The organism is Campylobacter sp. TJR-1 (assembly GCF_032840035.1).
Taxonomy (GTDB): domain Bacteria; phylum Campylobacterota; class Campylobacteria; order Campylobacterales; family Campylobacteraceae; genus Campylobacter; species Campylobacter fetus.
This window is the reverse complement of record NZ_JAWIZX010000003.1, coordinates 35,523-55,367: the sequence shown is the minus strand read 5'-3', so window position 1 is coordinate 55,367 and position 19,845 is coordinate 35,523. Positions and strand designations below refer to the sequence as shown.

Sequence of the window (19,845 nt, the reverse complement as noted above, 5' to 3'; positions counted from 1 at the left end):
GTGTCCTTTAGTAAAAATTTAAGTACATATTTTACCTTAAATTTTATAAGAAATGGCTTTGAAATAGCAATTTTAATATCAAATTTTATATTTCTATCTCTTTTAGAACTTAAAATTTTTATATACATAGGAATGATTTCAGCCGTTATCGGACTCTATTTTATATTAAAATCAACTAAACAAGTATGGTTTTGGAGCGGATTTTTTATCGGCATGTTTTGGTTTTATTGGATAAGTTTTAGCCTTTTTTACTATGGATTTTGGTATCTTATCCCACTTGGGATAGTAGGCATATCTACTATTTATGCGTTTTTATTTTTAGTTAGCGGATATTTTTCAAATTTAATATTAAGATCTATTATGTTAATGGCTCTTGGGTATTTTTATCCGTTTGATTTTAACTGGTTTAATCTTGAATTAATATTTGTAGATACTATTTTTAAGCCACAAATTTGGACTCTTGGAGCAGTTTTAGTTGCCATTATATGCTATATCAAATTTGGATTGAAAGCAGGATTTCCTATTTTGATTATACTTCTTTTTTTAAATTTAAATAGCAAAACTAGTCCAAATTTACTGCCTTTTAATGTAGAACTAGTACATACGAATGTTCCTCAAAGTAAAAAATGGGAGCGAAGTTTAAGATCTAAATTTATAGATGAAAATCTGCTGTTAATAGACAAAGCTATAGAAAAAAACGCTAGTTTAATCGTATTTCCAGAAAGTGCGTTTCCTCTATTTTTGGATCATCAGCCCGAGCTACTAGATATTTTAAAACAAAAATCAAATAATATAGCCATAGTAGCAGGAGCTCTAGGATATGAAAATAATATGTCGTATAATGCAGCTTACGTGCTTCAAAACGGGAATGTACAAAGACTTGATAAAGTAGTTTTAGTGCCTTTTGGTGAGGAAATTCCACTTCCTGAGTTTTTCAAAAATTTAATAAATAATATATTTTTTGAAGGCAAAAAAGACTTCGAAAGAGCTACTAGCGTAAGCGACTACGAGATATTGGGAGTGAAAATAAGAAGCGCAATATGTTATGAGGCTAGTAGAGATGAATTATACGAAAACTCGCCTAAATTTATGATAGCAATTACGAATAACGGTTGGTTTGTCCCCTCAACAGAGCCAAAACTGCAGGAAAAACTACTAAAATACTATTCTTTTAAGCATAAAACTACTATTTATCACAGTGTAAATGGTAGCAAAAGTGAAATCATAACGCCTTAATCTTTGAATACGCAAGACAAAATACAAATATCAAAGTCTGAGCTAAAACTATAAGAGCTTGAGTACTAGAGTCCATATGAAAGCTCACTATAATACCAAAAAGTGAACTAAAAATAGCAAAACTAACCGCACAAATTTGCATCATCCAAAATTTACTAGTTACTAAAAATGCAGCAGCTCCAGGTAAAATCAGCATAGCCACAACTAGTATAATTCCAACCGCACTAAAACCAAAAACAACTACAAAGCTAAGTATCAAAAGCATTAAATAGTAGTAATTTTTTGGATTTAATCCAACTAACCTCGCATTTACTTCATCAAAAAAAACAGTAAAAAATCTTCTAAAAAATAGAAGAATCACAATCAAAACCATTGCAAAAACTACAAGTGAATTTTGCATACTACTAGCACTAACTCCGAGCAAATTTCCAAATAAAATCTCATTTATATGCAAAGGACTCTCTACTTTACTATAAAGCAAAAGTCCAAAAGCAAAAAATCCGGTAAAACTCATACCTATGATAGCATCATTTTTAAGACCGCTTCTTTGTTTTAAAAACTCAATTATCCACAAGCAGCCAAGGCTAGATATAAATGCCCCTACTCCAAGAGGAAGACCAGCAGCGTAAGATAGTATCATTCCTGGCATTACAGAGTGAGAGAGTGCATCTCCTAGTAAGGAGTAGGACTTTAAAACCAAGAAACAAGACAAAACTGCGCATACAATGCTTACTCCAAATGCCATAAAAAGGGCTATTTGCATAAAATCATATCTTAAAGGTTCAAGCAAAAACTCTATCATAAACTATCCTTTTATATAAAAAACAGACGATAAAAATCAAAATCTGAGTTAAAACTATCATAGCAGAGGCGTAAGTATCTAAAAAATAGCTGATATAAACTCCAAAAAATCCACTAAATCCGGCAAATAATGTAGCTAAAATCACTCTTTGGTTAAATTTAAAACTAATCATAGAAGCGCTCGCAGCAGGAGTGATTAACATAGCAGTTACCAAAATAGCTCCAACCGTTTTTAAACTAGCAACGGTACAAAAACAGAGTAACATAAAAAATAAAATCTTATAAAATTTAACATTTATACCAACACTACTAGCACCTAGCTCATCAAAAAATATAAATTTAATCTTTTGATAACTAAAAATAAGAAATAAAAATAGTATAAATATAAGAAATATAAGCTCATAAACTTCGCTATCATTTAAACTCAAAACATCGCCTAAAAATACGGTTTCGAGCTTTATAGAAACCGGATAAATCGAAACCAAAAATAGACTAAGAGCAAAAAACGATGAGAAAGTCACTCCTATTATCGTATCTGTTTTTAGCTTTGAACTGCGCGACACTAAACCCATACTACAAATTGCAAACAAACCGCATATAAAGCTAGAAATAGTATAAGAAAAACTCATCATATATGCTATAACTACTCCTGGTGTTACGCTGTGAGAGAGAGCGTCAGCTAATAGAGAATAGGACTTTAAGATCAAAAAACAAGATAAAAACCCACAAAAAGCGCATAAAAACAGACTTACGATGTGCGCTTTTACTATATATGAGTAATTAAAAGGCTCTATTAACCATTCCATCTTGCACCTTTTCATCTACCACTATAAGCGGTTTTTCATCGTCGCTTATAAGCGCTATATTACAACTCATATCGTCGACTTCTATCTTAAAATGTCTTAAACTTCCGCCAAAAACTTGACTGAGATTTTCAGGAGTTAAAACATCGTTCGTAAATCCGTAAGCCAAGATCTTATGTTTAAGAAGTATCGCTCTATTGCAATACTGAGCAGCCATTCCAAGATTATGAGTAGATATAAGAATAAGATTTCCACTTGAACGAAGTTTTATAAGAAGATCTAGTATCATACTCTCGGTTTTTGCATCAACTCCATTAAAAGGTTCGTCTAAAAGTATGATTTTAGCATCGCTGGCCAAAGATCTTGCTATAAATATACGCTTTTTTTGACCACCGCTTAATTTAGAAATTTGACGATCTTTAAACTCATACATATCTACTTTTTTTAAAGCATCTTCTACTGCTATTTTATCACTCTGTTTTGGATTTTTAAAAAATCCCATATGAGCATATCTGCCCATCATTACAAGCTCCCATACGCTTATAGGAAAGTCAAAGTCTATCTCTTCATTTTGAGGAACGTATGTTATGAGACTATTTTTTATCGCATCATTAAGACTTAAACCGCATATTTTTATAACTGAGCCTTTTGGCTTTATTACTCCCATTATAGACTTAAAAAGAGTTGATTTACCGCTTCCGTTTGTACCGATAAGAGCGCATATGTTTCCACCTTCTAAACTAAAGTTTATATCTTCTAAAGCCACTACATCAGCATATCTGACATTCAAATTTGAAACATCTAAGCTAATTTTTTCCATTATTTAATCCGTTTATAATAGTCGAAACCGTAGTTTTCATAAGATCTACATAAGTAGGAATTTCTTTACTTAGACTATCTACATAAAGCACTCCGCCGTATCTAATTCCACTCTCGTTTGCTATAGTCATAGCAGGTTTTGGACTAATAGTGCTCTCACTAAAAATCACCTTCGCTTCAGAATTTTTTATCTTATCAACTAAGTTTTTTATCTGTTTAGTAGTGCCTTGCTCATCGCTATTTACACTCCATATATAAAGTTCTTTTAGATCATACTCCTTAGTTAAATAACTAAAAGCGCCTTCACTTGTTATAAGATATCTTTGTTCAAGCGGAACTTTGGCAAACTCGGCTTTAAATTTAGAGTCTAAATCATTTAAAATTTTTATATACTCATCTGCGTTTTTAGCATAGATATCAGCATTTTTTGGATCATGCCTACTAAAAATTTCTACGATATTTTTAATGTAAATTTGAACATTTTTGATACTCATCCACGCATGAGGGTTTGGTTTGCCTTTGTATCCTCCATCGCTTATCAAAATAGGAGTGACACCATCACTTAGATTATAACTAGGTTTTTTTGCATTGCTCAAAAACTTATCCATCCAAAGCTCTAAATTTAAACCATTATAAAGAATGATATCAGCTTTTTTAGCTTTTAAAATATCTTTTGGAGTTGCTTCATATCCATGTATCTCTGTGCCCATTTTTGTCAAACTATTTACATTAGCACTATCTTTTGCAACATTTTTTGCGATATCTGCTAGTATCGTAAAACTAGTTAAAACCTCAAGCTTTTGTGCATTTAAAGAACCAATCATTGCTATTACAAATATAAAAATAGATATTTTTTTCATATTTAGCCTTTATTTTTTCGATGTATTATAGGATAGTTTTCTTTAAAGTTAGCTAAGTAATTGATAAATTTTATCAAATAAAATTTATTATTTTTAAATCTAAATTTAAAACTTATTGATTTATAAATTCTATAAATAATAAGCCGCACTGAAAATTACAACATAAATTTACAATAAAAAAATATAATACTTTCAAAGAAACAATTAGCTAGAAAGTTTTAAATTTGAGCCGTTTTATAAATTTAGGTCTCAAATTTAAAACCGGAATTGTTTATTTTAATTTTTTAAAAATTTCAACCGCGTCCAACTTCTCCCACGGATAACTAGCAACTCCAACTTGTCCATTAGCAGCCACTTTAGCATATAAAAAAGTATCTGTGCTAGGTTTATCTAGTCCGAATTTCTCCGTTATCCATCTAGGAGTTAGAGCAAAACTCTCATGTACAAACTCTGATAATTTCTCATCATCTATACTGCTATTTGTACCCATACAATCTACTGAGATACTAACTGGTTTTGCTACACCTATAGCGTAACTTAGCTGAACGATGCATTTTTTAGCAAGTCCTGCGGCGACTATATTTTTTGCTATCCATCTTGCTGCGTAAAGTCCACTACGATCGACTTTCGTATAGTCTTTGCTACTTTGAGCGCCGCCGCCTATAGGAGAGTATCCGCCAAAGCTATCTACTATTAGCTTTCTTCCGGTTAATCCGCTGTCATGAAGCGAACTATGATTCACATAACGTCCGGTTGGATTTATATAAATAATCGTTTTTTCTTTATTGTAAAGCTCTTTTGGAAGCCCTGCATCATCTATCAAGCCTTGGATCAAAGTTCTAACTTCTTCTATTTGCAAATTTTCAACGCTTGGAGCGCTTACTACTATCGTATGTATGGATTGAGGTTTGCAGTTTTCGAAATTTGATTTTGAACCATAATCGATTGTAACTTGAGTTTTGATATCAACGCCTAATTTATCCGGATTTTTAAGAGCGTAATCATAAACTTTATCGCAAAGTATTCTAGCGTAAGTTATCGCTGATGGCATAAAATTTTCTGTTTCGCTAGATGCAAATCCAAACATAATTCCTTGATCCCCGGCACCTATTTCACCGCTGCTTTGATCTACGCCTTGATTTATATCCGGACTTTGCTGATTTAAAAACACATCAACCTCAAGATCATCGGGATGTAGGCATTGAGATCTTGTAAAATGTGGATTTCCGTTATAACCGATATCTTTTAAAGTATTTTTTACTATATTTCTATAATCTTGATGAGTAAAATCAACCTTAGCATTTACTTCGCCGCCTATTACAATGTGTTTTCCAGCGACGAAAACTTCACTTGCAACGCGACCATTTGGATCTTGTTTAAGGATCGCATCAACTATACTATCTGCTATGATATCGGCACATTTATCAGGATGACCCGGACTTACTACTTCACTTGTAAATAGGTACATTATTTATATTCCTTATTCAATTTAATTTGGGATTGATTTTAGCATACATAATTTGAAATAAACATTAATCTATATTTCGCTTAAAACAGTATAAATTTAATTTTGCTTTAATGACAATGTAAATATAATAGCCATTTATCTCAAATCAAAGGTTTAATAATGGGAATGTTCACAAAACTAACCAAAAGTTATACAGATGGAAATTTAATAATTCAAATATTGATAGGAATAACAATTGGAGGAATTTTAGGATTTATAGCTCACAAAAGTAGTGTAGAAGCCGCGATAGTGGTAAATGCAGCATCTATATTAGGCAATTTATTTGTAGGAGCTTTAAAAGCCGTAGCGCCTATTTTGGTATTTATACTTGTTGCTTCGTCGATAATAATAAAAGAATTTGGGCAAGCAAATGGGCTTAAAAATATTATTATTTTATATCTTGTTGGCACGTTTTTAGCTTCTCTCTCAGCAGTCGTGGTTAGTTTTATATTTCCAACAACTCTAGTTTTGCAAAACACTAGCAACGCCTTAGCATCAGCACCCCAAAGCATAATAGTAGTTTTAAAAGATCTAGTATTTAAGATGGTAGATAATCCAGTTCACGCTATATCTAGCGGAAATTATATAGGGATACTTACATGGGCAATCGGTACTGGTATAGCTCTTAGACACTCTTCTATAGAGACTAAAAAGATATTTAAAGATATAAGTGAAGGCATAACAAGAATAGTTAAATTTATAATAAAATTAGCACCGTTTGGTATATTTGGACTTGTTGCTACAAGCGTTGCAGAAGCAGGATTTGAAGCTATAGGCGGATATGCAAAACTACTTTTAGTCTTAGCAGGAACTATGCTTTTTGTAGCATTTGTAGTAAATGCGGCTATAGTATATTTTGTAACAAAACAAAATCCATATCCACTCATAATGACTTGCATAGAAGAGAGTGCAGTTACTGCATTTTTTACTAGAAGCAGCGCGGCAAATATACCTGTAAATATGAGCCTTTGTAAAAAGCTAAATTTAGATGAAAAACTCTACTCTATATCGATTCCTTTGGGCGCAACTATAAATATGGCGGGAGCTGCCGTGACCATAGCTGTTTTATCGCTAAGCGCAGTAAATACGCTAAATATCCAAGTAGGCTTTTTAGACGCGCTTCTTCTTAGCATAATCGCTGCTATAGGAGCGTGCGGAGCTAGCGGAGTTGCTGGGGGATCGCTTATGCTTATTCCGCTTGCTTGTTCTTTGTTTGGCATAAGCAACGACATAGCTATGCAAGTAGTAGCAGTCGGCTTTATAATAGGAGTCGTTCAAGACTCTATCGAAACTGCATTAAATAGTTCAACAGACGTGCTATTTACAGCTATTGCATCTCAAAAATCATAAAAATAGTCCCAAATTTATGTATCTGGTTGCACAAATTTCTATTATTAGATTTTTTTTGTTATAATTTTACTTTTTAAAAAAGGATAATTATGCAATGGGATTTAACTCTATTTTTCAAAAATAGTGATGAGCTTGATAAGTTCAGCAAAAATTTAGAGAAAAAAGCAAAGAACTTTAATCAAAAATATAGTAAAAATTTAGAACAATTGAACGATAGCGAGTTCCTAGCCTCTATACAAGAATATGAGAATATTTTAGCTGGTATAAATAAGATTATGAGCTATGCTTATTTGAAATTTGCTAAAGATACTACAAACGGCTCTTTTTTAGCAAAATATGAAGAAATTTGTACAAAAATAGAAGAAAATTTGCTATTTTTTACTATTGAGTTCAACGAGATATCAAAAGAGCAGCAAGACAGTTTTATAGCTTATTCAAGACCTTATAGTTACTATCTTAGTCTTATAGCAAAGCAGAAATCGCATCAATTAAGTTTTCTTGAAGAAAGGGTTCTTTTAAGAACAGCAAATACCGGAGCAAATGCATTTTCAAGGCTTTTTGATGAAAGTATGGCAAGGCTTAAGTTTGATTTTAGAGGTTTAGTCTTAAGCGAAGAAGAAATTCTATCGAAAATGCTAGACAGCGATAGAAGCGTAAGAAAAGACGCGGCCTTATCTCTTAGCAAAACTCTTGAGCAAAATAAACACATTCTAACATATATTTATAATATGATAAAAACAGATCTAAAAAACGAGTGTGAGCTAAGAAATTATGAACTTGCAGAATCAAGCAGACACGAGAGCAATCAAATAGAAAAGCAAAGCGTAGATGCTCTCATAAAAGCAACTGAATCTAGCTTTGATCTTGTTTCTAAATTTTATCATAAAAAAAGAGAGCTTCTAGGATACGAGAAGCTTTATGATTATGATAGGTATGCGCCTCTTAACAATGAGAGCGAATTTAACTATGAAGAGGCAAAAGAGATAATTTTAAAAGCTTTTAACTCTTTTAATCCACTTTTCGCAAAACTTGCAAAAAGAGCTTTTGATGAAAACTGGTGTGACGTATATCCGGCTAAAAATAAACAAAGCGGCGCTTTTTCGCATTCAGCCTCAAGCGACACTCATCCATTTGTACTACTAAATTATACAAACAAAAGACGCGATCTTTTTACCGTAGCTCATGAGTTAGGGCACGCAATACATCAGTTTTTAAGCTACAAAGTTGGATTTTTGAACTCAAACACTCCTCTTACTACAGCCGAAACTGCTTCCGTGTTTTGCGAAATGCTAGTGTTTGAATATGTAAAAAACAGAACCAGCGATACAAAACTATCTGGATTGTTGGCAGGTAAAATAGAAGATATTTTTTCTACTTTATATCGTCAAATAAATTTTACCACATTCGAAAGACGAGTTCATGCTTTTGAAGGTGAAATTTCTAATGAAAATTTAAATGATATTTGGTATGAAGAGTCTAAAAAAATGTTTGGCGATAGTCTGGTTTTAAACGATTATTATAAAATTTGGTGGAGTTATATACCTCATTTTATACATTCTCCGTTTTATTGTTATGCATACAGCTATGCTCAGTTGCTTGTGCTTGCTCTATTTGGACTATATAAAAGCGGAAAATGTGAAAACTTTGTAGAAATTTATACTGAGTTTTTGAGCCTTGGCGGAAGCAGAAGTCCAAAAGATATGGTAGCAATGTTTGGATTTGATATAAATAAAGAAGAATTCTGGCAAATAGGACTTGATGAAGTTAGGAATTTAGTAAATGAGTTTATATCTATTTAGGGGAAAAATATGATCGAAAATATTTTAAAAGACGAGAAATTCGGCACTCTTATGAAAACTCACGTTTATGAGTGTCTTGAGTATCTTCTTAGCAAAGATACGGAGTTTTGCATACTTGCGAATTTAAAATACACTTCATTTGATCCGGAACTTCCAAAAGAGATTAGTTCTAATTTTAAATCTCCAGTTATACTATTTTGTCTTGGCGGATACACACTTTCAAGCGCTATACTAACAAAAACCAATCTTAGTTTTGAAGCCGGATTCGGAGCTAATGATTTTGCTAGCTTAGTTAGTGTTCCTATAGGAGCTATAGTACAAATAACAATTGATGAAAATCCTCTTTTAATTAACTTTTCAGTATATAAAGAGGATTTAAACGAGAGTAGAAAACAAAAATCAAAACAAATTTTTATGTCAAATCCAAAAAATAAAGATATATTTAAGAAATAACGTTAAAATTTATTTTTCCTAATCTATCGAGCATATCTTCGCTGTCGCTTAATCCAGCTATAAATAGCTGTCTGATAATCTTAATGCCGTCTATATTTACTAAAAACAACTCTTCGTTTTCTAAATCATTTTCTATCATAAATTTAGGCAAAAAAGCATAATACTCTCTTGTTTTATTATGAAGCATGGCACACCTTGTAGCTACAGATCCATCTAGATTATAAATAGTGTCAAACTCATCATATTTTATACCAAATTGATCAAAATACGAGCTTAGAAACGTTTTTGTCTTATCTTTTATAAATTTATGCTTACTAAGATCATTTACGCCGATATGTGAATCTGTTTTTAAATTTGAAACCAAAACTATCTCGTACTCCAAAAGTTTCTTAAAAATGAGTTGATCATTATAAATTCTCTCTTGCATCATACAAAAATCACATCTTCTATCTAGTAGATAAGATAGTAGATTACTATGATCTGTTATCTTAACGTCTAGTTCGCTATCTACAACTTCGCATATCTGATCTAACATTATAGGCAAGATTGTTTCACCTATAAGTGCGTTTGTAGCAACTACAATAGGCGTTTTCTCGTCCTTTATATGGTTAGCTTCTTCTTTAAACCTAAACATAGAACCTTCAAACTTTAAACAGAGTTTGTAGAATTTTTCACCTTCTTTTGTAAGTATTATTCCATTCTTTTTTCTCATGATCAAAGTTGCTTGAAGTATCTCTTCTAGCTTTTTGATCTGAAGCGTGACGGCCGGTTGGGATATACCTAGCACCTTGGAAGCTTTAGAAAAACTTCTTTCTTTAACTATAGCCATAAAAGTATAGATTTTATTAAAATCACTAACCATAAAAAACCCCTTCAGATGTTGTTGTAGTAACATTATATTACACCAATCTGAATTTATTTTTAAATTTAATCTTTTTTAGTTTAATCATTATTATTAATTAATTTATTTACCAATTTGTGTATCTTAATGTAACAAATATATACAAAATGAATTAGATTTATATCCGAATTCATTAAAAACTTTAAAAGTTTTAGTATGATATAATGATTAATTAAATTAGATAAAGCGATACTATGGATAATCTACTAGACTCTTTAAACAAAAGCCAAAAAGAAGCAGCCTCACATATCGATGGCGCTATGTTAATATTAGCAGGAGCTGGAAGCGGCAAAACTAAGACTATTACAACTAGACTAGCTTACTTAATCAGCGTAGTTGGCATAGACCCGTTAAATACATTAACCCTAACATTTACAAATAAAGCAGCAAGCACTATGAAACACCGCGCCTTGTCTATGTTAAACTCAAATATCAGCTCATCTCCGCTTCTTTGTACTTTTCATAAATTCGGTCTTTTGTTTTTAAAATTTTATATAAATGAGCTAGGTAGAAAAAATAGCTTTGTCATTATAGATACGGATGACAAAAAAAAGATTATAAAAGAGTTTGAAAGTAGTGTTGCCGCCTCAGTTATATCAAACGAAATTTCAAAATACAAAAATCTGCTTTTAAGCGTAGAAGATGTTATAAGTAGCTCAAAACTAAACGCAGAAAATCAGTTTATGAAAACAAATTACGAAAAAATAGCAAAAGCATACAAACTATATGAAGAGTATTTAGCCGCAAACAATCTTGTGGATTTTGACGATCTTTTAGCTCTTACATATAAAATTTTACTAAATAATAACGACCTTGCAAATGAGATTTCAAATAGATATAAATATATAATGGTAGATGAGTATCAAGACACAAACGACCTTCAGTATAAACTACTAAGAAAATTATGCGAGTGTCATGAAAATCTAGTAGTAGTAGGCGATGATGATCAAAGCATATATGGCTGGCGCGGTGCAAAAATAGAAAATATTTTAAATTTCAAAGATCAATTTAATAACGTGAAATTAATCAAACTTGAAGAAAACTACCGCTCTACTCCGTCCATCTTAAAAGCTGCAAATGAGCTTATAGATCATAATCGCTCAAGGTTGGGAAAGCAGCTATTTAGTACTAAAAAAGACGAATATCCGATTCAAATCATAGAAAACGGCGATGAAAATATAGAAGCAAGAGTTATAGCGGGTCAAATTCAAAAATTATTAGGATCTGGTGTCAAAGCAGATGAAATAGCAATATTGTATAGAGTAAACGCTTTGTCTCGTAGCCTTGAAGATGGTTTAAATAAAGCTAGAATTCCATATAAAATGGTGGGCGGAGTTAAATTCTATGAGAGAATGGAGATAAAAGATATAATTAGCTATTTAAGACTTATATTAAATCCAAACGATGATTTTTCTTTAAACCGCATAATAAACCGACCAAAAAGAGGTCTTGGGAAAGTAAGCCTTGCAAAGCTTGAAAAATTTGCTTATGAAAATAAAACGTCTATTTATAACGCTATATATATGATAGATGATGATACGATAGGAAAAAAATTGAGAGTCGTTTTATTGGATTTTGCAAATGAGTTAAAAGAGTTAAGCTCATTAGCTCCAAACAATCTGCTAGCAAATTTAGAAAAAAGTTTTGGTATAAAAGAGTATTATAAAAATTTACCCGACGGGGTAGATAGAGTAGCAAATATAGACGAGTTTTATGCGCTTATAAAAGATCAAATACAAAATGATGAGAGTTTTGCTTTAGAAGAGTTTTTGAATGAGCTAGCTTTAGAAAGTGAGCAAGATAGAATAAGCGATGATGCGATATCTATTATGAGCGTGCATGCGAGCAAAGGACTTGAGTTTGAACATCTTTTTGTTATAGGGCTTGAAGAGGGATTTTTTCCACTTATTGGCGATGGAAGCGATATAGAAGAAGAGAGAAGGCTTGCTTATGTAGCTATAACTAGAGCAAAAAGCGGATTAAATCTTTCATTTTCAAACTCAAGATTTTACAAAGGTCAAAGAGCAAGACTAAATAAATCGAGATTCTTAAGTGAAACAGGACTTTGTGAAGGTTCGCTTAAACTTGAAACTAGTAATGAGTTCAAAAAAGGCGATCTCATCAAACATAAAATTTTTGGTATCGGCAGAGTTATGGAGATAACAAAAATAAAATCTGAATTTAAATTAAAAATCAACTTCGCAGGAAATATAAAAGAGATAATGTCGAGTTTCGTGGAAAAAGTCGTATGAAAGATAATCGTCTTTTTGTAGCAAATAAGCCTTCTGGAATTTCAAGCAACCACTTTTTAAGCAGATTAAAACGCAAATACGGCGTAAAAAAAGCAGGATTTTCAGGTACGCTTGATCCTTTTGCAAATGGAGCTCTTATCATAGCTTTTGGAGCTTATACAAAACTGTTTAACTATCTAGAAAAAACTCCAAAAACTTACATTGCCACTCTTTGGCTAGGAGCAAACTCGCAAAGCTTAGATAATGAAAATATAAGAAGCGTATGTAAATTAAAGCCATTTGCTATGGATAGTATTGATATTGTAATGAAAGATTTACAAGGCAAAATCACCTACGTACCTCCTAAATTTAGTGCTAAAAAAATAGACGGGAAAAGAGCCTACGCCCTTGCTAGAAACGGTGAGGAATTTGAAATGAAAAGTTCTGTTATGGAAATTTTTAACGTAAAACTTATACATTATTGTCACCCGTTTTTAAGTTTTGAAATTTCACTTAGCGAGGGCGCTTATGTTAGATCTTGGGCAAATTTATTTGCTAAAAGACTCGGAGTAGATGGCACTCTAAGCGCATTAAGAAGAGTTAGCGAAGGACGATTTAAATTTGAAAATGAAAAAGCTTTAGATCCGCTTGAGTTTTTAAATTTAGCACAAAATAGTTATCTTGGAAATAAAGATAATATAAAAGACGGCAAGAAACTGGATATAAACGAGTTTCAAATAAAAACAGATGGCACTTATTACTTAATTTTTGATAATTTTTTTAGCATAATAAAGATAGAAAATGGTGCTGTTTCTTACTGTTTAAATAAGGTAGAATATGCTTATACTAACTAGAAAAGACGGCGAAAGTATCAAAATAGAAGGCAACATAGAGATAAAAGTAATCCAAACGCTAAAAAATGGTGTAAAAATCGGTATAGAAGCGCCAAAAAATGTTATGATACTAAGAAGCGAACTTATAAATGAAATAGCAAATTCAAATTTAAAAGCTAGTTTGGTAAATAAAAACTCACTAAACGAACTTAGCAAAAAGTTTCAAAAATGAGAAGTTACGCTAAATTAAATATATTTCTAAAAATAACTGGTTTTATAGGAAATTACCATGAAATTCGATCAAGATTTATACTGTTTAAAGGTATTTTCGATGAGATTGAATTCGTAAAAAAAACCAGCGATGAGTTTATACAAAATGACAAAATACAAAACAATATTATTAAAAAAGCAAGAATGGAGCTAGAAAAACTCGGATTTAAAAACGAGCTTGACGAGTTTTTCAAATTTAATCAGGTAAAACTGACAAAAAACATTCCTATCGGCGGCGGACTTGGAGGCGGAAGCGGAAACGCCGCAGCGTTTTTAAATTTAGCAAATGATAATTTAAATTTAAATATACCAAAAGAAAAGCTAATCCAAATAAGTAAAAATATAGGAGCGGACGTACCATTTTTCTTAAGCGGATTTAACAGTGCAAATGTAAGCGGAATCGGTGAAATAGTGTCTGTATTTGATGATGATATCCCAAAAATAGACATCATAAAAAGTAAAATATTCTGCTCTACTAAAGACGTTTTTAGCAGATACAAAAAGTACTTTTCTAAATTTGATACTGATTTAGCACTAAATTTAGAAAAACTAAGCTCAAAAGAGATATTAAATTCATATAAAAATTATGAGTTAAACGATCTATTAAAGCCATGCATTAAATTATATCCGGATTTAAAAATATCTCAAAACGAATTTCTTAGCGGAAGTGGAAGTACAAAATTTAGGCTATCTATATAGATATATTTTTGAGCTTTTGTTTTAAATTTAAAATATTATTTTGATATACTCATTAAACTGTAATAATATATGAGTATTATACTTAATAAACAGCTGAAAATATCGTTTTATAGAGTTTAAATCAGCTTGAATCATATATTTTATTTAACAAAATTTTAGACTAATCTGCTATAATTATAATAATTTAAAAGAAAATTATCAAAGAGAGTTTTATGTCCAAAGATCTAGCGAGAAATAAAAAAGCATTCCACGACTACGCCATATTAGAGACGTTTGAAGCAGGGATAGCATTAAAAGGTAGTGAAGTAAAAGCTCTTAGAGCAGGCAGAGCGAATCTTAAAGATAGCTTTGTGCGCATCATAAGAGGAGAACTGTTTTTACTAAATGCTCATATAAGCTATCTAGATACGACAAACTCATACTTCAGACCAGATGAAAGAGCTCCTAGAAAACTGCTTATGCATAGACGCCAGATAGATAAATTATTTGGAAAAGTCAGCACCGATGGACTTACTATGGTTGCTTTATCGCTGTATCTGAACAGCAAAAATATAGTAAAAGCCAACATTGCTCTTGCAAAAGGTAAAAATCTGCACGATAAAAGAGAAGTCTTAAAACAAAAAGAGGCAAATATCGAAGCAAGATCTGCTTTAAAAAAATATATTTAAATTTAAAAGGAATATAAATGAAGAAATTAACACTTATACTTACATTTTTAACACTGTTTTTAGTCGGCTGCTCTACTCAAAAAGAGGAAGAAACAACTAGTTTTACTCCATACAAAACAGGAGATGAGATAGAGCTAACTAGCGTAATAGGATCAAAAACGACTCTAGTTAGAACGCAAAACGGATTTAAGTTAAAAGATAGCGATAAAATAGTAATGATAGATATCTTTGGTACTTACTGCGTTCCTTGCCAAAAAGAAGCGCCGCATCTTATGGATTATCAGCTTAAAAACAGCGATGATTTTATGATTATCGGACTTATATATTTTGAAAATATCGATGATAAAGGCATTGTAGAAAACTTCTCTAAAAAATACAATGCGTACTATTTTATATCAAATTCAAAAGAAAACCCTAGAATTGTTGATCAAATTTTACATGATATAGATTATAAAAGAGCGCTTCAAATTCCATTTAAAGTAGTATTAAAAAATGGAGTATATCAGACTTTAAGCGACACTTTAGGAGATAGCAAAACAAATAAATTCTACCTAGGTGAAGTTTCTACTGCAGTTATCAGCAAAGATGTAAGCAGGATAAAAAGTGCAAACTAAAAAAAGCAGTATCACAAAGACTAAAATAAAAGATTTTAAGCCTAACTTGTTTAAAGTAATGCTTTTAAACGATGAAGTTACGACTATGGACTTTGTTGTTATGATACTTATAGATATTTTTAATAAAAGTAAAAATGAAGCTATAGAATTGATGTTAAAAATCCACCAAAGCGGCAGAGCAATATGCGGTATATACACAAAAGAGATAGCACAAACTAAACAGATGGAAGTTTTAAACCTTGCAAAAGCAAACGGTTTTCCACTAAAATGCGTTATAGAAGAAGAGTAATGATACAAAACAACTTAGCAAAATCAATAAAACAAGCAAATGAGCTTGCCATTTCAAAATCTCACGAATATATAGGAGTTGAGCATATACTTTACGCTCTTACTTTTGATACGGAGTTTTTAAAAACTCTTTCGTCTTTAGGAGTTAGAGATCCAGTAGCTCTGAGAAATGATTTAGTAGGACTTATAGACCAGTTTCCAAGACTAGAATCTCCAAAGCCTCCTGTTTTAACATATAAGTTAAGCGAAATTTTAAGCAGCATAAAAGAAGAGGAAATTTTTGACGCCGAGGACTTTTTAGAGGAAATTTTAGAAGATAAAAGCTCAAGCGCATATCAAGTACTTAAATTTCATGGTTTAAATGATGAACAAGACGATACAAGTCAATTCGTTTCGAATTTAAACGATATGGTAAAAAACTCAAAGATAGATCCTGTTATAGGACGCGAAGAGGAGATACAAAAAGCTCTTGAAATACTATGCCGCCACAAAAAAAATAATCCGATTTTCGTAGGAGAAGCAGGAGTAGGTAAAACAGCAATAGTGCAAGGAATAGTTCAAAAAATAGTAAACGGCAAAGTTCCGGACAGACTAAAAAATAGCATTATATTTAATCTCGACGTTAGTTCTTTGATAGCCGGCGCAAAGTATAGAGGAGAGTTTGAAGAGAGATTAAAAAGTATAATTTCCAAACTCAAAGAGAACAAAAATCATATAATATTTATAGATGAAATTCATTCGATAATGTCTCAAAATAGTTCAAATGAAAATAGTCTGGATGTAGCAAATATATTAAAACCGCATCTTGCAAACGGCGATATAAGATGTATAGGAGCTACAACTTATAGCGAGTTTAGAAATTTTAACAAGGATAAAGCCTTACTTAGAAGATTTAATAAAATCGATGTTAGCGAGCCAAATCCAGATGAGTGTTTTTTGATACTAAAAGGGCTTAAGTCTACTTACGAAAAGTTTCACAACGTAACTTATAGCGATGAAATTTTAAAGCTTAGCATAGAGCTTGCAAAAAGATACTTAAGTGATAAATTTCTACCAGACAGCGCTATAGATATCATAGATGAAACCGGAGCCAAACTAAGCATAGCTAATCCAAATAAATTGAACCTAAAAGATGAAACGGTGTGGAGCTACGCGATTAACGTTGATGATGAATTTGATAACTTAGAAGCCATAAAAAATGAAGCAGAGAAAAATAATTCTAAAAAAAGAGTTTTAAAATCTGACATACTAAATACCGTATCAAAAATGGCAAATATATCAAATTTAAATGAAAATAGCGACAACACTAAAATCTTAAAAAATTTAAAAGCAAATTTAAAAGCAAAAATATTTGGTCAAGATAACGCTATAGATGCGTTAAACGATGCTCTTATCTCATCTTACGCCGGATTAAACGAACCAAATAAACCAATTGGAATATTTTTATTTACAGGAAGTAGCGGTGTAGGAAAAAGCGAGTTGGCAAATGAGTTGGCAAACTCATTAAATGTCCATTTTGAGAGATACGATATGAGCGAATATATGGAAAAACACAGCATTTCAAGGCTCATAGGAGCACCTCCTGGATATATAGGATTTGAGAGCGGCGGATTACTAACAAATATGGTAAAAAAACATCCTTACAGCGTTATACTATTTGATGAAATAGAAAAAGCTAATGATGAGATGATAAATATATTCTTACAAATTTTTGATAGTGCAAGTCTCACTGACAATAGTGGAAATAAAAGCGATTTTAAAAATACTATTATTATAATGACATCGAATTTAGGCACAAAAGAGCCAAATACTCTTGGGTTTAACAAAAATTTAAGCGATAAAACAGATAAGGCCGTAAAGGGATTTTTTAGCTCTGAGTTTAGAAATCGTATAGATAAAATAATACGATTTAATGATCTCAGCAAAGATATTTTAGAAAAAATAGTTGAAAAAGAAATTTCAAATTTAGAAAAAATGGCTAAAAAAATAAAAATAAATTTAAGTAAAAAAGCATTAAATGAGATTATAAATCAAGGATTTAGTGACGAATACGGAGCTAGAAATTTAAAGAGAGTTATCAAAGATAGTATAAATAGTTCTATCTCAAAAGAGCTATTATTTGGTAGTTTAAAACGCGGTGGAGAAGTATATATCGAGTTTGATGGAGAGTTTAAATTTGATTTCAAGGCAAACAAATGAGACTACTTTTACTTTTGTCTGTTATGTTTGGCTTGATTTTTGGAGTGAATTTTAACGGCGAGTTTATATATGCGGCAAATAAAAATTATCAAATTTATATACATGATTTTGGTATAAACGGTTTGGTAAAAGGGTGCGGAGATGATAATGACGACGAAAAGATAGATCTAAACAGTTACATTTTTTACGTAGGCAACAAAAAATATTACGGTAAAAAAGAAGGTAGAGAGATACATTTTGCACCTATAGCAGTAGTTAGCTATAATGACTCAAACGTAACTGTAAAGATGTTATTGAAAAAAACGGATATTCCTATTATCAAAAAGATGGATATAGATGCGATTAGTTATTATGATGAAAATACGTGCTATATAAAAAGCGAATTTCGAACAGATAAAGATACAAATGAAACAGAGTTAAGTGCACAAAAACAAGCAAATTTTTCATCTCTTAGTTATATTATCTATCTTGATGAAAATATAACGACATATCAAACTTTTGTGTCAAATTTCAACGGAGTCCATCCAACTTTTCATATTATAAATAGAGTTGTTGATGCAAACGCGAGTGCATTTGATATAAGAAGTGTTTATGATCTAAACAAAACTGAACTTATAGAAAAGCTAAAAAATAGACTACTTACTAAATTTAAAATAGACAATAATATCACAAATGATGACGATGCAAAAGCTGAATTTTTTGATTTTGACACAATAGAATTCAACGATAATTTTGCTATAACAAAAAACGAAATTAGCTTTTATTACTCGCAATGCGAACTTTTACCGTGTATAAATGATGGAATAAGCGTATCTTTTGATTTTAAAGAATTAGAGAACTACAAAAAATGAAATCAAAATTTCCAAATCCAAAACAAGCACCCAAAGACGCTCCTTTGGCATTAGGTGGCGATCTTAGCGCAGATACTTTATTAGACGCATATAAAAACGGTATTTTTCCTTGGTTTATGAATGGTGAGAACATACTTTGGTGGTCACCAGATCCTAGGGCTGTATTTTATCCAGATAGTGTAAAAATACATAAGAGTATAAAGCCGTTTTTAAGAGATTATAAGGTTAAATTTGATACCGACTTTAAGAAACTCATAACTCTTTGTAAAACACAAAGAGAGAAAACGGAGCCGACATGGATAAGTCAAGATATCATAACAGCATACTCAAATTTATATGATTTAAGATGGGCGCATAGCGTAGAAGTATATAAAAATGATGAATTAATAGGTGGATTGTATGGAATCATCATAGGTAAAATATTTTGCGGAGAGAGTATGATAAGTATCAAACCAAATGCTTCTAAAGTAGGTCTGATAAAACTTTGTGAAGCGTTAAGACCGTTTGACTTTCTTATAGACGCTCAAGTTATGAACTCTCATCTTAAATTTATGGGGGCCAAAAGTTTGGCAAGAGAGAGATTTTTAGATGAATTAAAAGAAAAGATATCAAAAAAATCCGGATTTAATTCATTTAAAGATCTAAATTTAGAAAATTAGGAAT

Annotated in this window: 20 protein-coding genes; 14 read left to right on the top strand and 6 right to left on the bottom strand. The window is 31.4% G+C overall.

Annotated elements, in window-relative coordinates:
- Positions 1-1,236 (top strand): apolipoprotein N-acyltransferase, encoded by a 1,236-nt coding sequence (locus RVY88_RS03670; RefSeq protein ID WP_011731928.1) that lies wholly within the window; start codon positions 1-3, stop codon positions 1,234-1,236.
- Here RVY88_RS03670 and RVY88_RS03665 read toward each other — a convergent pair.
- From RVY88_RS03665 to metK, 5 genes are all read right to left on the bottom strand, one after another.
- Positions 1,223-2,038 carry a metal ABC transporter permease gene (locus RVY88_RS03665; protein WP_065843718.1) on the bottom strand — a complete coding sequence of 272 codons (816 nt, stop codon included), beginning with the start codon at positions 2,036-2,038 and terminating at the stop codon, positions 1,223-1,225. The two genes, RVY88_RS03670 and RVY88_RS03665, sit on opposite strands and share 14 nt — an antisense overlap.
- Positions 2,019-2,843, bottom strand: a complete 825-nt coding sequence (locus RVY88_RS03660; RefSeq protein WP_162167375.1) for a metal ABC transporter permease — start codon at positions 2,841-2,843, stop codon at positions 2,019-2,021. The genes RVY88_RS03665 and RVY88_RS03660 overlap by 20 nt, the downstream gene beginning before the upstream one ends.
- A complete protein-coding gene (locus RVY88_RS03655) occupies positions 2,818-3,660 on the bottom strand; it encodes a metal ABC transporter ATP-binding protein (RefSeq protein ID WP_038453236.1) in 843 nt (280 codons plus the stop codon). The genes RVY88_RS03660 and RVY88_RS03655 overlap by 26 nt, the downstream gene beginning before the upstream one ends.
- On the bottom strand, positions 3,647-4,519 hold the full coding sequence (locus tag RVY88_RS03650; protein ID WP_065843719.1) for a metal ABC transporter substrate-binding protein: 873 nt from the start codon (positions 4,517-4,519) through the stop codon (positions 3,647-3,649). The genes RVY88_RS03655 and RVY88_RS03650 overlap by 14 nt, the downstream gene beginning before the upstream one ends.
- A 271-nt stretch (positions 4,520-4,790) precedes the next feature.
- Complete coding sequence (metK, locus tag RVY88_RS03645) at positions 4,791-5,987, bottom strand: methionine adenosyltransferase (protein ID WP_011731926.1); 1,197 nt, start codon at positions 5,985-5,987, stop codon at positions 4,791-4,793.
- Positions 5,988-6,146: 159 nt separating this feature from the next.
- Between metK and sstT the strand changes: the two genes are divergently transcribed.
- The 3 genes from sstT to RVY88_RS03630 all read left to right on the top strand — a co-directional run bounded on the left by sstT (position 6,147) and on the right by RVY88_RS03630 (position 9,628).
- Positions 6,147-7,376 (top strand): serine/threonine transporter SstT, encoded by a 1,230-nt coding sequence (sstT, locus tag RVY88_RS03640; protein WP_162167376.1) that lies wholly within the window; start codon positions 6,147-6,149, stop codon positions 7,374-7,376.
- An 86-nt stretch (positions 7,377-7,462) separates the two neighbouring features.
- Positions 7,463-9,175, top strand: coding sequence for a M3 family oligoendopeptidase (locus RVY88_RS03635; protein ID WP_024305247.1), 1,713 nt, complete (start codon positions 7,463-7,465; stop codon positions 9,173-9,175).
- A 9-nt stretch (positions 9,176-9,184) separates the two neighbouring features.
- Positions 9,185-9,628 (top strand): hypothetical protein, encoded by a 444-nt coding sequence (locus RVY88_RS03630; RefSeq protein WP_002849139.1) that lies wholly within the window; start codon positions 9,185-9,187, stop codon positions 9,626-9,628.
- On the opposite strand, the gene RVY88_RS03625 is transcribed toward RVY88_RS03630, so the two are convergent.
- Positions 9,618-10,490: a LysR family transcriptional regulator gene (locus tag RVY88_RS03625; protein WP_002849134.1), complete on the bottom strand. Its 873-nt coding sequence runs from the start codon at positions 10,488-10,490 to the stop codon at positions 9,618-9,620. The genes RVY88_RS03630 and RVY88_RS03625 overlap by 11 nt on opposite strands.
- A 233-nt stretch (positions 10,491-10,723) precedes the next feature.
- On the opposite strand from RVY88_RS03625, the gene RVY88_RS03620 reads away from it, so the two are divergent.
- From RVY88_RS03620 to aat, 10 genes are all read left to right on the top strand, one after another.
- Positions 10,724-12,781, top strand: a complete 2,058-nt coding sequence (locus tag RVY88_RS03620; protein WP_002849133.1) for a UvrD-helicase domain-containing protein — start codon at positions 10,724-10,726, stop codon at positions 12,779-12,781.
- Positions 12,778-13,614, top strand: a complete 837-nt coding sequence (gene truB, locus RVY88_RS03615) for a tRNA pseudouridine(55) synthase TruB (RefSeq protein ID WP_162167377.1) — start codon at positions 12,778-12,780, stop codon at positions 13,612-13,614. Before RVY88_RS03620 ends, truB begins: the two co-directional genes overlap by 4 nt.
- Entirely contained in the window at positions 13,598-13,825 is a 228-nt protein-coding gene (csrA, locus tag RVY88_RS03610) for a carbon storage regulator CsrA (protein WP_002849131.1), read from the top strand. The genes truB and csrA overlap by 17 nt, the downstream gene beginning before the upstream one ends.
- Positions 13,822-14,562 carry a 4-(cytidine 5'-diphospho)-2-C-methyl-D-erythritol kinase gene (locus RVY88_RS03605; protein WP_162167378.1) on the top strand — a complete coding sequence of 247 codons (741 nt, stop codon included), beginning with the start codon at positions 13,822-13,824 and terminating at the stop codon, positions 14,560-14,562. The genes csrA and RVY88_RS03605 overlap by 4 nt, the downstream gene beginning before the upstream one ends.
- Positions 14,563-14,774: 212 nt before the next feature.
- The gene (gene smpB, locus RVY88_RS03600; protein WP_162167379.1) at positions 14,775-15,230 is read left to right on the top strand and encodes an SsrA-binding protein SmpB; all 456 of its coding nucleotides are present in this window, start codon (positions 14,775-14,777) and stop codon (positions 15,228-15,230) included.
- A 17-nt stretch (positions 15,231-15,247) separates the two neighbouring features.
- Positions 15,248-15,844 carry a hypothetical protein gene (locus RVY88_RS03595; RefSeq protein WP_002849126.1) on the top strand — a complete coding sequence of 199 codons (597 nt, stop codon included), beginning with the start codon at positions 15,248-15,250 and terminating at the stop codon, positions 15,842-15,844.
- Positions 15,834-16,133 (top strand): ATP-dependent Clp protease adaptor ClpS, encoded by a 300-nt coding sequence (locus RVY88_RS03590; protein WP_011731924.1) that lies wholly within the window; start codon positions 15,834-15,836, stop codon positions 16,131-16,133. Before RVY88_RS03595 ends, RVY88_RS03590 begins: the two co-directional genes overlap by 11 nt.
- On the top strand, positions 16,112-18,331 hold the full coding sequence (locus RVY88_RS03585) for an AAA family ATPase (RefSeq protein ID WP_410494531.1): 2,220 nt from the start codon (positions 16,112-16,114) through the stop codon (positions 18,329-18,331). The genes RVY88_RS03590 and RVY88_RS03585 overlap by 22 nt, the downstream gene beginning before the upstream one ends.
- Entirely contained in the window at positions 18,328-19,182 is an 855-nt protein-coding gene (locus RVY88_RS03580; protein ID WP_162167380.1) for an RsiV family protein, read from the top strand. The genes RVY88_RS03585 and RVY88_RS03580 overlap by 4 nt, the downstream gene beginning before the upstream one ends.
- A complete protein-coding gene (gene aat, locus RVY88_RS03575; protein ID WP_162167381.1) occupies positions 19,179-19,841 on the top strand; it encodes a leucyl/phenylalanyl-tRNA--protein transferase in 663 nt (220 codons plus the stop codon). Before RVY88_RS03580 ends, aat begins: the two co-directional genes overlap by 4 nt.
- Positions 19,842-19,845: the final 4 nt, after the last annotated feature.

Bases quoted from the DNA above. Each gene is read 5' to 3' on its own strand.
- RVY88_RS03665 (WP_065843718.1), bottom strand. From the start codon at position 2,038: ATGATAGAGTTTTTGCTTGAACCTTTAAGATATGATTTTATGCAAATA.
- RVY88_RS03660 (WP_162167375.1), bottom strand. From the start codon at position 2,843: ATGGAATGGTTAATAGAGCCTTTTAATTACTCATATATAGTAAAAGCG.
- RVY88_RS03655 (WP_038453236.1), bottom strand. From the start codon at position 3,660: ATGGAAAAAATTAGCTTAGATGTTTCAAATTTGAATGTCAGATATGCT.
- RVY88_RS03650 (WP_065843719.1), bottom strand. From the start codon at position 4,519: ATGAAAAAAATATCTATTTTTATATTTGTAATAGCAATGATTGGTTCT.
- metK (WP_011731926.1), bottom strand. From the start codon at position 5,987: ATGTACCTATTTACAAGTGAAGTAGTAAGTCCGGGTCATCCTGATAAA.
- sstT (WP_162167376.1), top strand. From the start codon at position 6,147: ATGGGAATGTTCACAAAACTAACCAAAAGTTATACAGATGGAAATTTA.
- RVY88_RS03630 (WP_002849139.1), top strand. From the start codon at position 9,185: ATGATCGAAAATATTTTAAAAGACGAGAAATTCGGCACTCTTATGAAA.
- RVY88_RS03625 (WP_002849134.1), bottom strand. From the start codon at position 10,490: ATGGTTAGTGATTTTAATAAAATCTATACTTTTATGGCTATAGTTAAA.
- RVY88_RS03620 (WP_002849133.1), top strand. From the start codon at position 10,724: ATGGATAATCTACTAGACTCTTTAAACAAAAGCCAAAAAGAAGCAGCC.
- truB (WP_162167377.1), top strand. From the start codon at position 12,778: ATGAAAGATAATCGTCTTTTTGTAGCAAATAAGCCTTCTGGAATTTCA.
- csrA (WP_002849131.1), top strand. From the start codon at position 13,598: ATGCTTATACTAACTAGAAAAGACGGCGAAAGTATCAAAATAGAAGGC.
- RVY88_RS03605 (WP_162167378.1), top strand. From the start codon at position 13,822: ATGAGAAGTTACGCTAAATTAAATATATTTCTAAAAATAACTGGTTTT.
- smpB (WP_162167379.1), top strand. From the start codon at position 14,775: ATGTCCAAAGATCTAGCGAGAAATAAAAAAGCATTCCACGACTACGCC.
- RVY88_RS03595 (WP_002849126.1), top strand. From the start codon at position 15,248: ATGAAGAAATTAACACTTATACTTACATTTTTAACACTGTTTTTAGTC.
- RVY88_RS03585 (WP_410494531.1), top strand. From the start codon at position 16,112: ATGCGTTATAGAAGAAGAGTAATGATACAAAACAACTTAGCAAAATCA.
- RVY88_RS03580 (WP_162167380.1), top strand. From the start codon at position 18,328: ATGAGACTACTTTTACTTTTGTCTGTTATGTTTGGCTTGATTTTTGGA.
- aat (WP_162167381.1), top strand. From the start codon at position 19,179: ATGAAATCAAAATTTCCAAATCCAAAACAAGCACCCAAAGACGCTCCT.